This window comes from Kiloniella sp. (genome assembly GCF_048270245.1).
Taxonomy (GTDB): domain Bacteria; phylum Pseudomonadota; class Alphaproteobacteria; order Kiloniellales; family Kiloniellaceae; genus Kiloniella.
The window spans coordinates 414650-428641 of record NZ_JBLWTH010000003.1 but is presented as its reverse complement, the minus strand read 5'-3'; the positions used below and the strand labels follow the sequence as shown (position 1 = coordinate 428641).

The window sequence follows — 13992 nt, the reverse complement described above, 5'->3', positions numbered from 1 at the left end:
TGCTTACTGGATATTGAGGTCAGATATGGTAATAGCCATTTGGCTTTACCGGCTCTGGTAAGTTCTCTTCATTAAGTGTCTCTAGCAGGTTAATTTCGATATTGCGAGACATTGTTGTCAGCGCGAGATCGTGTGCTGATGTGCCAAAAGGATCTTCTAGCTCTTCGCCCAAAGCATCCAAACCAAAAAAGGTGTATGCGATTATTGCTGTTACAAAAGGTGTCATTATGCCCAATGACGTAACGAGACCAAAAGGAAGGCAAATACAATAGATATACGCTGTTCTGTGGAGGAGTAAGTTATAGGCAAAGGGCAGAGGTGTATTGTGTATCCGTTCACAGGCGGCGAGAATGGTGGATAGGGAAGTCAGGCGTTCTTCCAGGTTCCTTGCCGAGATTTCACCGATGAATTCTTTCTGAAGCATCTGGCGGAGCTCTTGCCCCATTAAGTTTAAAATGAAGTTGGGCTTGTGGTGTACTCTATTGAGGTTTTGAAAATCACCGGGGGATAGAAACCTGTGAACATCGTCACTATAATCTGTGCCTCTTAGGTGATGGCGTAGCGAGTGTGCAAAGCCGATTGCAAGGAAAACAATTTTTTCCTGATGCGTTTTGCATACTATAGCCATATCGGTGGCTTTACTTTCTATCTCAGTAGATTGATTTTTATCTGAAGAACCTTTTACCCATGCGTATGTTTGAGTCTGCCTTGCAAGAGAACGCGTGTCGATAATCAACTGTCCCCAAAGCTTTCGGGCTTCCCACCAGCGTTCATAAGACGCACTATTTCTAAAGCCCAGAAAAATTGAGAGCGTCACACCAAGTAAAATAAAGGGTGTAACTGTTAAGTGTGGTAGATAGGTCGGCGCGTAAAGGTGAATAGAATAAACCAACAGTCCTAGCAAAGCTGTAAAAAGAATTTGGGGCGCGATCGTTGGAACTATTGATCCCTTTAGAACGAAGAATAATCTGAATACATTAGGCTTGTCCCTGATAATCATTTGGATGCTTTCCGGATATAAGAACATGAGGGCAAAACGAAGTGAGCATCGCAAAATCTAGTTAATTAAAGGGCTTCGCAATTCGAAAATTCAGTATAATCGTTTTGATGTTTCGAATAGAGTAAAGGAACCAGTCTATTCACATTGCTGCGCCTTTTGGTCTTTGGGAAATGAACTAATCTTTATATTTCGAATTTGCAGTAAACAGAGTCCATTCAACGAGTTTTTTGGTAACTTTCCCAAGCCCTTCGTCGAAAGCAGCTACAACAGAATTCAATTGATCAGACTGTGCTGGAATTTTTGCCTCGAAACTTTGGGAGCCAATAATTGTTCGCCGGGGCATTTGTACAATTTTCGCGTTAATGACAACCCTGACCTCTGGCGTATTGCCCAAATAAAGAGTTTGAAATTCGCGGAGTTCCGTTTTTAGAATAAAATCTGATCTTAGGCCGATGGTTTCTCTACCAACAGCCACAATTCTATCGGTATTTTCAAATGATTCCACAAGCAGCGTCTGGACCATGATCGGGGCTTTGTCGACCCACCCGGCATTGGCGTAATATTCCATCTGATTGGCTTTACGCTGTAGCGCAATCTTTGTTGTGTTCAAGCTGGCATTGGCCGAAGTTTGTTCTAAGACCAGCTGCCATGGAACCTTTGGTAAGCCTTCGTCAAAAGTACTTTTTGGCGATAGGCGATAAAGGTCAGGAAGTGGACCTTGTCCAGGAATAAGAGTTGCACAGGATGCAAGAAGGCCAGAAACAGGAAGCAAGCCAGCAAGTTTCAGGAAGGTGCGTTTTTTATTATCTGTATCGTTCATTGGGCCTACTTACTCTGTCATTGTCGTTTTTTGGGCATCTTCGGCGTATCTTTTACGTATAGTGGGGCTAGAACTATCGTTTTTCCAATAGCTAGAAGCCATTTTGATATATTATTCTGGTGGCTCAAAGCCTTTTTGTTTATCGCCAAAAAAGAACCTAGCGGGATCTCTCTCTATTTCCCCGGCGATGAGTTGTAGGTCCCGAACAAGAGTTCTTGTTTCTGACAACAGGTTGGAAAATTCATAAAGCCCTGTGGATGTGAAATCCTGAAGAGGTTCTCTGTTTTCCCTGATAAGCGCTTCGACCTGGTTACTGGTGCTTGCAAAACTGCGAGCTGTTTGTTGAAAATCCTGTACGAGAATTTTGATTTCCGGGGTGCTTTCGCCAACAAGATTATCAATTGATACGGCGGCGTTATCCAACGAGGTGATCGCATGGTTAGTTTTGTTTATTATCTCTGTACTGCCCTGACGTAGTTCGTCAGTTAACTCTTTTACCGATACAGAAACGGCCTTCATATTGCTGGCAGTAACGGCGGTGTCGTCGATAAGGCCTGAGATTTGATTTTCTTTTTCAGCAAGGGCTTTTGTCAGGGCTTCAATGTTCTTAAGCGTTAGGGCAATACTCGCTCTGTTTTGGTCATTCAGCAGATTATTGCCGCGTGCAAGAAGAACATTGGCACTTGAGACCAGTTCTGGTGCACCTTCTAATAACTGATCTAGAGCGGATGTTTTTGATTGGATGACAGGGTGACCATAGGGGCCTTCTTCGACAAGTGGCGCAGACTGCATATTGCCAATTGTCAGTTGGATGGATTTAACCCCTGTAATCCCCTCTAGCTGGAGTGTAGCTGTGGTGTCTTGTTTTACGGGGGTGCCTTCTTCTACTTCTAAAAGGATAACAACTTCTTCTGCTGGTTTGTCCGGTGACAAAGCAACATCAACGACTTCTCCTACGTTGACGCCATGATAGCGAACCGGGCTTCCGGGTTTTAGACCTGTAACATCCCCGCGGTAAATAATATTGTAATTGGCATAGCTTTGATCTGATTCAAACTTTGCGAGCCAGACCACAAAGGCAAGAGCCCCGATAAAAAAAGCAATGACAAAAGAGCCGACAATCATATGGTTTGCACGGGTTTCCATTATATCTCCTTACCGGGAAAATATATCCCGGAATATGCCCCAGAATATGTCTGGATTAGGGCGCTACTCATATAGTTGTGGCTTGTTATTATAATTTTTAAGTTGCCGTTATGCATGTGATCTTGTCGCTGCCCGTCCTCGTGGACCGCCGAAATATTCCTTGATCCATGGATCAGGCTCTTTTGACAGCTCTGAAATTGTACCGACCTTTATTTTCTTATCCAGCAGAACGCCAATACGATTACAGATGGCATGAAGTGAATCCAAATCATGGGTAATCATAACAACAGTAAGTCCTAATGTATCCTGTAGCTTTGCGATTAATGCATCAAACTGGGCGGCACCAATAGGGTCAAGGCCCGCGGTTGGTTCGTCGAGGAAAAGGATATCTGGGTCCAGAGCCAGAGCGCGAGCAATACCAGCCCTTTTTCTCATTCCGCCAGACAGTTCAGAAGGGTACTTGTCTCCTGCTTCAATTGGTAGGCCTGCCAAGGCAATTTTCAAAGCTGCAACTTCCCGTACAAACTGTTTCGGGAGTTTTGTATGTTCGTTAATCACGGCTTCTATGTTTTGAGAAACAGTTAGGGAGGAAAAGAGGGCGCCATCCTGAAAAAGGACTCCCATGCGCTGTCTTAGGGCCCTTAATTCTGCCTGTGAAATCTGATCAACATCTTGTTCCAGGATCTTTATGGACCCTGCTGCTTTTTGATTAAGGCCAATTATCGTACGCATCAAAACCGATTTTCCGGTGCCCGAGCCACCAACAACCCCTAAAACTTCGCCTTTTCTGATGTCGAGATCAAGGTAGTCATGAAGGATGTGGTCGCCGAACTGATTGCGAATACCTTTGAGTGAGATAACAAGATTTTCAGATTTGATTTCTGTGGGCATTCTCAAATTCCCATAACAGAGAAGAGAATGGATAAAAGCGCATCCAAAACAATGACAAAAAAGATTGCCTCAACAACAGAACGGGTTGTTTGTCGTCCAACTGATTCGGCACTTCTACTTACTTGTAGGCCCTCGTGACAGCCTATCAGGGCAATAATAAACGCAAAAATAGGGGCCTTGATTATGCCAACCCAGAAATCCCCCAGTGAGGCAGCATCCTGTAGATAACGGACGTATTGATAAAAGGACAGATCAAGCGTGAGCATGGTCATTGCTGCGCCACCAAGAATGCCCATGATATCTGCGTAAAAGGTCAATAGGGGTAAAACTAGCATCAATCCCAAAATGCGAGGGAGAACCAAAACATCAATGGGGTCTAAACCTATTGTGCGCATGGCATCAATTTCTTCGTTGACCTTCATGGTTCCCAATTGTGCCGTAAAGGCACTGCCAGATCGGCCAGCCACAATAATGGCGGTGAGTAAGATTCCCATTTCTCTCAGCACACCGACAGCAACGAGATTAATTGTGAATATCTGTGCGCCAAAACGTTCGAGTTGTCCAGCACCCTGAAAGGCTAAAACCACACCAATCAGAAAGGAAATTAGACCAACGATCGGAAGGGCATGAATCCCGATTTGTTCCATTTGTGCAACTAAAGGCGTCCATCGGATGCGTTTAGGGTTGGTCATTTGTCTGGCGAAGGCAACGAGAACTAACCCAAAAAATGCAACGAGTTCTTGTACCTGCGTGATGATTTTGAAGAAACTCTCACCTGTATCCGCAAGAAGTTTTTTTAAACCAACGAGACTGGTTTCAGGGGGGCATTCTTTTATTCTATGTTTTTGAACAGTATCAAGAATTTGCCTGACATGTTTGGGAACACTTTTAAGGGATGTTTTTCCTTCACTTTCTTCAATCGCTTCTTTGTACTGTAGAAAGTAAAGTGCGCCAGCCGTGTCCATAACCTCGACAGCTTTTAGGTCGAATACTCGAACCGCGTTATCTGCGCCGGCTTCATTTGAAACCTTTGAAGAAGAGACTTGCGTGATGACGCTGGCGAGTTCTTGCGTTGTCCAAGAACCGGAAAGAAAGTAGGTCAGTGTTGTTTTGTCAGAGGAGAACTTGATTTCCGGTGAAGTCAAATTATCAGAGGCCGCATTTTTGTTTCAGTGAGATCGTAAATATATATTACGCGTTCTTTTCCTGAAAAGGCCAGTTTAAAGAAGGTTATGTTACTTGGTATGTTGAAACCAATTCCCTAACGGCATCTTCACCAGTGATAAAAGCGGCTTGGACCTGCTTGGCATAATCAATATGCAAAAGACGTTTGTTTGATAGGGTTTTATCGTGTCGCCCTGTACTCCCCAGCACATAATCTTTTATCAGGTCAGGCGGCATTGGAACGGTGCGTTCGTCTTCGGGTAATTCTACTTCTGCCAAAGAGAAATAGGTTTTGCCATGATCCTTTAAAAAATCAACATCCCACGTCACATCATCGACAATGAATTTAAAGCGAACTTTGGTGACATCATACTCACGTACAGACCAAAGACGGTTAAAATCATCTTCAGATATGTCTGTTTCTACTTCTATAACGTCATCATCGACACGTTGTTTGTAGGTGAAAATATAACGGACCATCTGTGCCTTAAGGTCACGCCATTCACGAATACGAGCACCTTTTCGAATATAGCCCTGCCGTATGGCAACACGAAAACAATCCGAGGCTGATAACGTTGCTTCTAGTTTGCCCTCTGGATCGTGGAGAGCAAATTTATACTCGTTTTCAATTGGCACTTTCTTGCCTTTCACCTTTGTAGAAAGGATTTATTACCCTTTTCCTGCTGAGCAAGCCAGAGCAAGAAGATACTGTCATAATAGTTTCACATTTCTCAATTTTTTTTAAATAACTGTGTAAAGTTACGTACTTAATATAACGCTTGATGGGTAGTAGAATTGTTGTAATGATCTGCTTACGTTTGTTTTTTTGCGTTTGGTTGCTTGCGTTAATGAAGTTGTGCTCCTTTATTCTGTTCTTGTTGGTATCATCGATCAGCTATGGTTTTGCCGCGGATAATCCGTTGAAAGCTGTTGTGTTGGCTGAAAAACCGTGGGGATTTTACGATGAATCAGGGGGGGATGGGCGGCGTCACAGTTTCTTATTTTAAGCGCTTGTCGAAATTTTTGGACGAACCTATAGAAGTTGTTCTTGTGCCAAGGCAACGATTGCTCCGTGGCATGAAAAAAGGAACCTATGATCTAACGATCACATTTCAAGATTATCTGCCTGAAGAATTTGCAACACCTTTAGAGCCTACCATTATGCTTGATAAAATGCTTGTGGGGTTAAAGGGGCTGAATATTAAGTCCAAAGAGGACATCGAAGGCTTGCGTTTGGCTATAGTCAGAGGGGCAAGCACAGGCTCTTGGGTAGATCAAAATAAAGCGATTAAGAAAATCGAAACCGCTAACTTTACCGAGGCTTTGTGGTTACTTAAAAAAGGGCGCGTAGATGTCGTAACCGGAACAGAACAGGTTATTCATGCTTCGTTGCCCAAAGTCGGTATGACAACAGGCGATATTGGAACACCTTATTTTTTGAGCTGTAAACATGTGCTTCTGATGCTATCCAATGCTTCGCCAAATTTTTCAAAAAAAGTAAAAATCAAAAATGCAGCCAGAGAACTTAGACATAGCCCTGAATGGGAAGCCTTACTCGAGGATGCAAAAACAATAGCACCTGACCTGATACACGATTTTAACAATCACAACTAAGGGCTATTGAATAGAACTCAACACACAGGTAGCCATACTGTTTTTAACAGAAATTTGACTGCCTATTGAGCCACGATTTAAGGTCTCAATTATAGATGTATTTTGATGAATAACTATTATACAGCGAGGCTTCTTGAGTGTTATTCACAATATAGAAGCTATCTTTTGTATATCTTAGTTTTCGTGTCTTCTGATTTGCCTCAGAAGTTTTCCATTGCTTTGTAACTTTCTGTCTCCAGGCCGCATCTTTAGCTAGCGCGGCAAGTGTCATCGCTTCGCCTTTATGGTTTTTTGGGACGATGATGTCTTGGGCAAAGGTCGGGGCCGTTAGTGATGATGACAAGGCGATTAGAGATAGAGCAAGCATAAGTTGTTTCATAACTAGGATTCCAATTACAGTTTTTAGACAGTGAATTATTTAAATTGAATGGGCTGATTATGTTTGAGAGAGCTAATCATGCATTCATCTAAGCCTTTTCAATGCGGTGTTTTGGATCAAAAGGCGTGGATATAAATTTCATTCATACACGGTTTAAATACTGCAATTCGGGCTCCTCTTATTTTTTAATTAGCTTGATCAAAATTTGATACCTAGAGTAACGACTGAGGTGCTCCAAGTAGATCTTGGCTATTAACTTAACTGATTACCCGTGCTTTAGGTGTGATATTAAAAAGACAACCTTTTGTTCACAAAAAGGCAGGTTGATAGGAATTATTTTTGGACGTTAATAATTTTGTGAAAAGTATTTATTTTTAAATGAATACAGTGTCTTAACTTATTATTTTGCGCTTTGATTATCCCCTGCCTTGCCTTTTGGGGAATTTGTAGTGTAACTGGGTGACACATTTATCTCACAGGATGGCCGCGCTTCATGTTGCCGGATGTTTCTCTTTCTTTTTATATCGTCGCAGCCTTTGCTGTTTTAATCACCGGAATTTCCAAAAGCGGATTTTCGGGGGGAATGGGGGCTTTGACCGTGCCTTTGATGGCGATGTTCATTTCCCCCTTTAAAGCGGCTGCGATAATGCTACCCATTTTGTGCTGTATGGATGCTCTTAGTATTTGGGCTTATCGGAAAAGCTTTCACCGTAAAAACTTAATGGTGCTTGTTCTGGGGGCTTTATCGGGGATTGGTATCGGCGCACTGACCTATAGCTATGTCGATGCGAATGATATCCGAATTTTGCTAGGGCTTCTGACGCTGTTGTTTGGGCTGAGTTATTTTATTGGTAATCAAAAAGAAAGAAAACAAACAGAGGCATCGTCTCCTGTCGGAATTGGATGCGGTGTGATTGCTGGATTTACCAGCTTTGTGGCTCATGCGGGCGGTCCCCCAGTTAAGTTCTTTCTTTTACGGCAGCGGTTAGACAAAACGGTTTTTGTTGGAACAAACGTTGCCTTCTTTCTGATTGTTAATCAGGTTAAGTTAATACCCTACGCGTGGATGGGGCAGTTTTCTTCTGAAAACCTGATGCTTTCGCTTTTGTTTGTTCCAATTGTCCCCTTGGGCATTTGGTTAGGTTTGAAGTTACATAAATTAATTGCACCTGAACTATTCTATCAAATCAGTTATTTGATGATGATATTGGCTGGTGCAAAACTGCTTTATGATGGAATGTCGCCACTTGTTTGGTAACATAACAAACGCTGCCTTTTGAACTTGGTAAGTTATGGAATGTACTTGGAAGAGAATTAACCGTAAGTCCGCGCCAGAACGCGGAGACGGCTCTCAAAATCACTTCGATCTACATAACAGCCTCTTAGATGTCTTGCGCCACTGTAGCCATCGCCAGCTTCGTATGAGTTTCGACCATGCATGACCCGTCTGTTATCAAAGATGCATAGATCGCCGGGGGTCATTTTTACAGAAATAACAAAACGTGGATCATTAATCAGAACCATGAGCTTTCTAAAGGCAAGATAGAAGCGGTCCATTATTTTTTCATCCATATCAAAAGTATCGACGAGGTGCGGGCTGTACCTTAACTCAATAAGTTGATTATTTTCGTCAACATTGATGATGGTTTTTCGTGTTCGAATGTCTGTTTCAAAATCATGAAATCGCATGGGGACAGTCACGGTCGTTAACAGGTGGAATGCCTCTGGATCTGTTTTTCTGAGTTCGTCTATGATCTTGAAGCCATCAGCATAAGTTGATTCTCCACCAAGACTGTCATTCATCAGACAGTGCAGGAATTGATATCCTGGTGGCGTTTCCTGATTGATCAGATCAATATGAAGGGGCAGAGCTTCGGAGGTATAGGCGTTGTTGATGGGGTTTGGTTTTGACTGTACATCAAAAACAGTTCCGAAGTTGGTTTGACGCAGAAAAGAGATCCGATTGGCAACATTTGTGACCCCTTCGTCTGTGCAAGGTACATTGCGTACGTAAGAAATGCCGGATCTTTGAACTGCTTTTAACCAGTTAAAAAGGGCTAGGTCATCCTGCATGAGGTCATTGTATTCGACCTCGTACATATCATTAAGTATTTCTGTTCCCCAAGGTACGATAACGGATGTGTTCGGCTTTTTGAAATCGGGGGAATAGGCATTCTCATAAAGCCATTGTAGTTGATAGGTGCTTTTGTGTGCTTCTTCTGACCAACTGATAGACAAGGTGGTCTGGTCAAAGCTTCCTTCGGTGGCGTATATATCAGGACTTACCGTCGTCAGGTTGAATAAGCGCTCTTGTGTTGAGGGGTGGAACCCGCTTGGACAGTTGTCGCGAAGCCATAGGTAATGGAACGTTGCAACCTTGCCGTCTGACCAGCTGATTTCCAAGGAACGATCTGAAAGGCCTAATTCCTTTACTGAAACGTCAAATTGTCCTTTTTGGGCGAGCGAGCTCATTCTTTACTCCGTAAGTAGCTATTTGGCCCCCGAAGGTCGTAGGGCAAGTCTGTGGGCAAATCTGTTGACGATTAAAAAAGGAACTTGGATTAGATCGAGGGCATCGGGAAGTGATTTTATTTGGTAGATCAGTCAGTTTTTCTCAGGGGAATGACGAAGTGGTCATGGGATCAATAATAGTTTGAACTTTCATTGTGTGAAAACCAGCTAAGGTGTTACTATTAATGCAAGAAATTCTAACCGGGAGCCAAAACCATGAAAGACGCCAATTCTGTCCTTTCTTCTTATAGTACGACTGTTTTTGAGGTGATGTCCCAATTGGCCTTGAAACATGATGCCATTAATCTGGGACAGGGTTTTCCAGATGAAGACGGCCCGGAAGAGTTACGGAAAATAGCGGCTGATAGCTTGATGGAAGGCCCCAATCAATATCCGTCTATGATGGGTATTCCTGAATTGCGTAAAGCGATCGCTGACCATGATAAAAAGTTTTATGGCTTAAATCTGGATTGGAAGACCGAAGTTATGGTGACTTCCGGGGCAACCGAAGCCTTGGCGGATTGTTTGTTCGGGTTAATTGAACCTGGTGATGAAGTTGTCGTTCTGGAGCCATCGTATGATTGTTATATTCCGCTTATTAAAAGAGCAGGTGGTATTCCGGTAATTGTGCCTATGTCGGCACCTGATTGGAAGCTGCCGATTGAAGAACTGGATGAGGCCCTTACCCAAGAAACCAAACTGATTATTATCAACAGCCCAATGAACCCAACAGGAAAAGCTTTTCATTGGGATGAGCTGGAAGCCTTGGCCGAATTATGTCTACGGTATGACATCTATGCGGTTTGTGATGAAGTTTATGAGCATCTAATTTTTGATGGCCGTAAACACTATCCATTGATCACCCTGCCTGGTATGCGTGATCGTACGGTCCGTATCGGATCTGCGGGGAAAAGTTTTGCGTTAACGGGCTGGAAAGTTGGCTATGTGTGTGGCGCACCAGAGGTTTTAACCCCGATTATCAAGGCACATCAATTCACGACCTTTACCACGCCACCAAATTTGCAAAAGGCAGTGGCTGCGGGATTGTCAAAAGATCAAAGCTATTTCAATAATCTAATAAAAGGTCTGGAAGGTAAGAGGGATTATCTTTCAAAGGCATTAGCTGATATAGGTTTTGATGTCTTGCCATGTGATGGTACTTATTTCGTTACGGTCGATATTCGTGGTGTTCACTCTGGCAAAGATGAAGAGTTTTGCCGTTACATAACGACAGAGGCAAAAGTTGCCGCAATCCCGGTCAGTGTATTTTTTGATATGGAAGGCCCCACCAACTTAGTTCGTTTTTGCTTTTGCAAGCGAATGGAAGTCCTTGAAGAAGCGGTCAACCGGTTAAAGAAAGCCCTGTCGTAGCTTTAAGATCTTTTTCTGCTTAAAATCGTTGGAATAGCTAGGGAGTTTTAATCTTAGAGGATTTCTTTCAGTATCTTGGCCATGCCTTTGATACCGTCTGAAATTTTATCTTCTGGTGTGCCTGCGAAACCGATCATGAAACCTTTTCGTTTGAGCGGGGTCATGCAGTAATAGTCCAGATTATTTACGGCATAGCCAGCGGCTCGTAATGTTTGTTCAACTTGTTCTGGGTCTGCATGATCAGGAAGCCAGGCGTTACAGTGGAAACCCTGTTCTACCGGGTTTATTTCGATCAGCCCTTTGAGGTGCTTTTCTGCTGCTTCAATAAGAATTTGTTGGCGTTGATGATATACACGACGCATTTTCCGCATGTGTGTGGCGAAGAAACCTTCATTAATGAAATCGGCGATGATCTGTTGGGTCAACTTGGGGGTTGAACGCTGTAAAATGGTTGAGGCATGGGCAAAGTCCTCTGCCATGGATTTGGGGACGATCATATAGCCTAGTCGAAGGCCAGGGTAGAGTATCTTGGTAAATGAGCTGACATAAAGAACTCTCCCCCCTTTATCCAGCCCTTGCAAAGCTGACAGAGGACGCCCCGTATATCTGAATTCACTGTTATAATCGTCTTCAAAAATCCAGGTATTGTTTTGCTGCGCCCATTCCAAAAGCTTGATGCGACGGGTGAGGGGCATCCGATAACCCAGGGGATGTTGGCTTGACGGTGTTACATAGGCAAGGCGTGCAGGGGTATCTTTGGCTTCTTCCGGACAAAGATCAGGGTTGAAGCCGTGTTCATCGGGGGGAATGGGGACGACATTGGCGCCAGTCCCCTCGAAGACACAGCGTGCCGCGGTGTGACCTGGATCTTCCATCCAGACGGTATCGCCGGGATCAAGCAGGAGTTGACTAGCAAGATTAAGGGCGGACTGGGTACCAGAGGTGATAATGATCTGTTCTGGTGTGCAGCGCACTGAACGAGACGTTTTTAGGTAGCTTGAAATCGCTTCTCGCAAAGGCATGAACCCGCCGCGATCCGCATAGGTGAGGTCATCGTTGGATGGCTTGCGTTGATACCTGTTGGTAAGGCGAGAGAAAACATCATGTGGCAACAGCTCGTATGCTGGCTGACTAGGTCTAAAGGTGTAGATGCCTTCCGGTTCATATTGGTGAGGCAATTCTGAATATTTGAGGCCCCGGTTTGAAAGCGTTAAATCTGGATCTTCTTCGAAAGAATCGGGGTCGTCATCACTTGCAGATTGGTAGAAATCTGTCATTGCGGATAAACGATGGGTTACATAAGTACCAGCTCCCCGACGTGTTTCTAGGAAGCCTTCGGAAATCATTTGCTCAATTGTATTGATGACTGTCGTTCTGGAAATTTCCAGTTCTGTTGCGATTGTTCTGCTGGCCGAAAGCTTGGTTCCGGGGGGTAAGTCACCGGAAAGAATAAGCTTTCTTATCCCGCTATAGAGTTGTCTGTAAAGCGGGGTTTGTGATGTCGGGTCCAGTTTTATGCCTTCAAGTAAGGCGCCGGATGCAAATTTAGCCATGATCGTGAACTTAATGTAAAATTGGTCTGCTTGGGTGTTCAATAATGGATCTTAAAGTGATGCCACTATCCGTGTAGTATTTCCAAAACAACAAAGCCGCAAGCAAAACCGTGTAAAAGCGGAATTGCAAACAAAGTTCAATGTCACTGTAATACATGCCCTGTAGGTGTGCATTCATGATAGAAAAGTGTTCATTCTGAACATTGAAGTCAGACTTGGAGAGCTCTTGTTCGGTGAATAAAAGGTTCAATTTGGGCCTATGACGTATTCGAACATGCGCATTTATAAACACGGAGGTTTTTTATGATTAACACGAAAGCCAAGCTTTCGCTTAAGCAGGCAATTCTGGGTGTAACTGCAATCGCAGGCCTGGCATTTGCTGGTCAAGCACACGCAGAAGAACTACGCCTTCTTACCTGGGGTGGTTATGCTCCTGAATCTGTTGTTAAGCAGTTCAAGGAAGAAACTGGCATCGATGTTAAGGTTACTAAATCTAACAACGAAGAAATGATTGCGAAGCTTCGTGCGACTGGCGGCGGCGGTTTTGACCTTGCTCAGCCCAGCCAAGACCGTATTTCTGGTGCGCAGGCCGAACATAGAATTTACAAGCCAATTGATCTTTCGAAAATCGATTCTAGCCAGTTCATCGGCTCTATGCTTGAAGCAACAAAGACAAACACAACCTACAAAGGCGATGTTTACGGTGTGCCACACGTATGGGGTACAAGTGGTCTGGTTTTGAATACAAAGCTGGCAAGCACTGTTAAAGATTATACTGATCTTTGTAATGATGCCGTTGCTGGTAAAGTTTCTTACCGCCTAAAGCGTCCAACGTTGATTGGTTTTGCTTTTGCTCTTGGTCATGATCCATTTGCTGCTTATGGCGATAAAGCTAAGTACGAAGAAATCATGGGTGATGTTGAAAACAAGCTCATTTCTTGTAAAGCAAATGTGAAAACCTATTGGGAAGGCGGCGACGCACTTCTTAACCTTGTTCGTTCAGGCGAAGTTGTTGCTGCCATGGCCTGGGATACAGGCGGATGGAAGCTTAACAACGATAATGCAGACGTAACTTTTGTTGCGCCTAAATCTGGTGCTCTTGGTTGGATTGATACTTTTGTTCTGCCAAAGAAAACTGAAAATGAAGCTGCTGCTTACAAGTGGATCAACTTCGTAATGCGTCCTGAAGTTGCTGCACAAATTACAGCAGCTGCCGGTAACTTCACAGCATCCAAAGGTGCTGATGAGCATGCTGATGCTACGCTGAAAGCTCAGTTCCAGGGAAGTTTCCCACAGGCAGATCTTGATAACATCAAATGGTACCCAACTGTACCACCAGGGCTTGAAACTATCGAAGGTAAAGTTCTGGACCGTGTGAAAGCTGCTTCTTCTAACTAAGAAAAGCGTGCCATACGGTGCATAAAAGGCGGCCCCCGGTCTTGTTAGAGATCGGGGGTATTGCCATCAGCGGTTTGTTCAGTCACTTTCCGCTAAAGTCCTAATCTCGGGGGACTTTAAAACCCGGCATAACAGGCCAACAGAC

13 protein-coding genes are annotated in these 13992 nt (G+C 43.8%); 4 read left to right on the top strand and 9 right to left on the bottom strand.

What is annotated here, in order from left to right:
• Positions 1 to 19 precede the first annotated feature (19 nt).
• The 6 genes from ACN0W5_RS09665 to ACN0W5_RS09640 form a co-directional block, all read right to left on the bottom strand.
• Entirely contained in the window at positions 20 to 1000 is a 981-nt protein-coding gene (locus ACN0W5_RS09665) for a bestrophin family protein (RefSeq protein WP_417453926.1), read from the bottom strand.
• A gap of 175 nt (positions 1001 to 1175) precedes the next feature.
• Positions 1176 to 1820, bottom strand: coding sequence for an ABC-type transport auxiliary lipoprotein family protein (locus ACN0W5_RS09660; RefSeq protein ID WP_417453925.1), 645 nt, complete (start codon positions 1818 to 1820; stop codon positions 1176 to 1178).
• Between the two features lie 111 nt (positions 1821 to 1931).
• Positions 1932 to 2966 (bottom strand): MlaD family protein, encoded by a 1035-nt coding sequence (locus ACN0W5_RS09655; RefSeq protein ID WP_417453924.1) that lies wholly within the window; start codon positions 2964 to 2966, stop codon positions 1932 to 1934.
• Positions 2967 to 3074: 108 nt separating this feature from the next.
• On the bottom strand, positions 3075 to 3857 hold the full coding sequence (locus ACN0W5_RS09650; RefSeq protein WP_417453923.1) for an ABC transporter ATP-binding protein: 783 nt from the start codon (positions 3855 to 3857) through the stop codon (positions 3075 to 3077).
• Positions 3858 to 3859: 2 nt separating this feature from the next.
• Positions 3860 to 5002 (bottom strand): MlaE family ABC transporter permease, encoded by a 1143-nt coding sequence (locus tag ACN0W5_RS09645; protein WP_417453922.1) that lies wholly within the window; start codon positions 5000 to 5002, stop codon positions 3860 to 3862.
• An 85-nt stretch (positions 5003 to 5087) separates the two neighbouring features.
• Positions 5088 to 5657 carry a hypothetical protein gene (locus ACN0W5_RS09640; protein ID WP_417453921.1) on the bottom strand — a complete coding sequence of 190 codons (570 nt, stop codon included), beginning with the start codon at positions 5655 to 5657 and terminating at the stop codon, positions 5088 to 5090.
• A 327-nt stretch (positions 5658 to 5984) separates the two neighbouring features.
• On the opposite strand from ACN0W5_RS09640, the gene ACN0W5_RS09635 reads away from it, so the two are divergent.
• Positions 5985 to 6635, top strand: a complete 651-nt coding sequence (locus tag ACN0W5_RS09635; protein WP_417453920.1) for a substrate-binding periplasmic protein — start codon at positions 5985 to 5987, stop codon at positions 6633 to 6635.
• 85 nt (positions 6636 to 6720) lie between these two features.
• On the opposite strand, the gene ACN0W5_RS09630 is transcribed toward ACN0W5_RS09635, so the two are convergent.
• On the bottom strand, positions 6721 to 7014 hold the full coding sequence (locus tag ACN0W5_RS09630) for a hypothetical protein (RefSeq protein ID WP_417453919.1): 294 nt from the start codon (positions 7012 to 7014) through the stop codon (positions 6721 to 6723).
• A gap of 493 nt (positions 7015 to 7507) precedes the next feature.
• Between ACN0W5_RS09630 and ACN0W5_RS09625 the strand changes: the two genes are divergently transcribed.
• Positions 7508 to 8272 (top strand): sulfite exporter TauE/SafE family protein, encoded by a 765-nt coding sequence (locus tag ACN0W5_RS09625; RefSeq protein WP_417453918.1) that lies wholly within the window; start codon positions 7508 to 7510, stop codon positions 8270 to 8272.
• Between the two features lie 56 nt (positions 8273 to 8328).
• Here the strand turns inward: ACN0W5_RS09625 and ACN0W5_RS09620 are convergent, their stop codons facing one another.
• Positions 8329 to 9486, bottom strand: coding sequence for a TauD/TfdA family dioxygenase (locus ACN0W5_RS09620; protein ID WP_417453917.1), 1158 nt, complete (start codon positions 9484 to 9486; stop codon positions 8329 to 8331).
• Positions 9487 to 9741: 255 nt separating this feature from the next.
• Here ACN0W5_RS09620 and ACN0W5_RS09615 point away from each other — a divergent pair, with 255 nt between their 5' ends.
• Positions 9742 to 10896 carry an aminotransferase gene (locus ACN0W5_RS09615; RefSeq protein WP_417453916.1) on the top strand — a complete coding sequence of 385 codons (1155 nt, stop codon included), beginning with the start codon at positions 9742 to 9744 and terminating at the stop codon, positions 10894 to 10896.
• A 53-nt stretch (positions 10897 to 10949) separates the two neighbouring features.
• On the opposite strand, the gene ACN0W5_RS09610 is transcribed toward ACN0W5_RS09615, so the two are convergent.
• The gene (locus tag ACN0W5_RS09610; protein WP_417453915.1) at positions 10950 to 12449 is read right to left on the bottom strand and encodes a PLP-dependent aminotransferase family protein; all 1500 of its coding nucleotides are present in this window, start codon (positions 12447 to 12449) and stop codon (positions 10950 to 10952) included.
• 303 nt (positions 12450 to 12752) lie between these two features.
• Here ACN0W5_RS09610 and ACN0W5_RS09605 point away from each other — a divergent pair, with 303 nt between their 5' ends.
• Positions 12753 to 13847 (top strand): extracellular solute-binding protein, encoded by a 1095-nt coding sequence (locus ACN0W5_RS09605; protein ID WP_417453914.1) that lies wholly within the window; start codon positions 12753 to 12755, stop codon positions 13845 to 13847.
• The last annotated feature ends 145 nt before the right edge of the window (positions 13848 to 13992 follow it).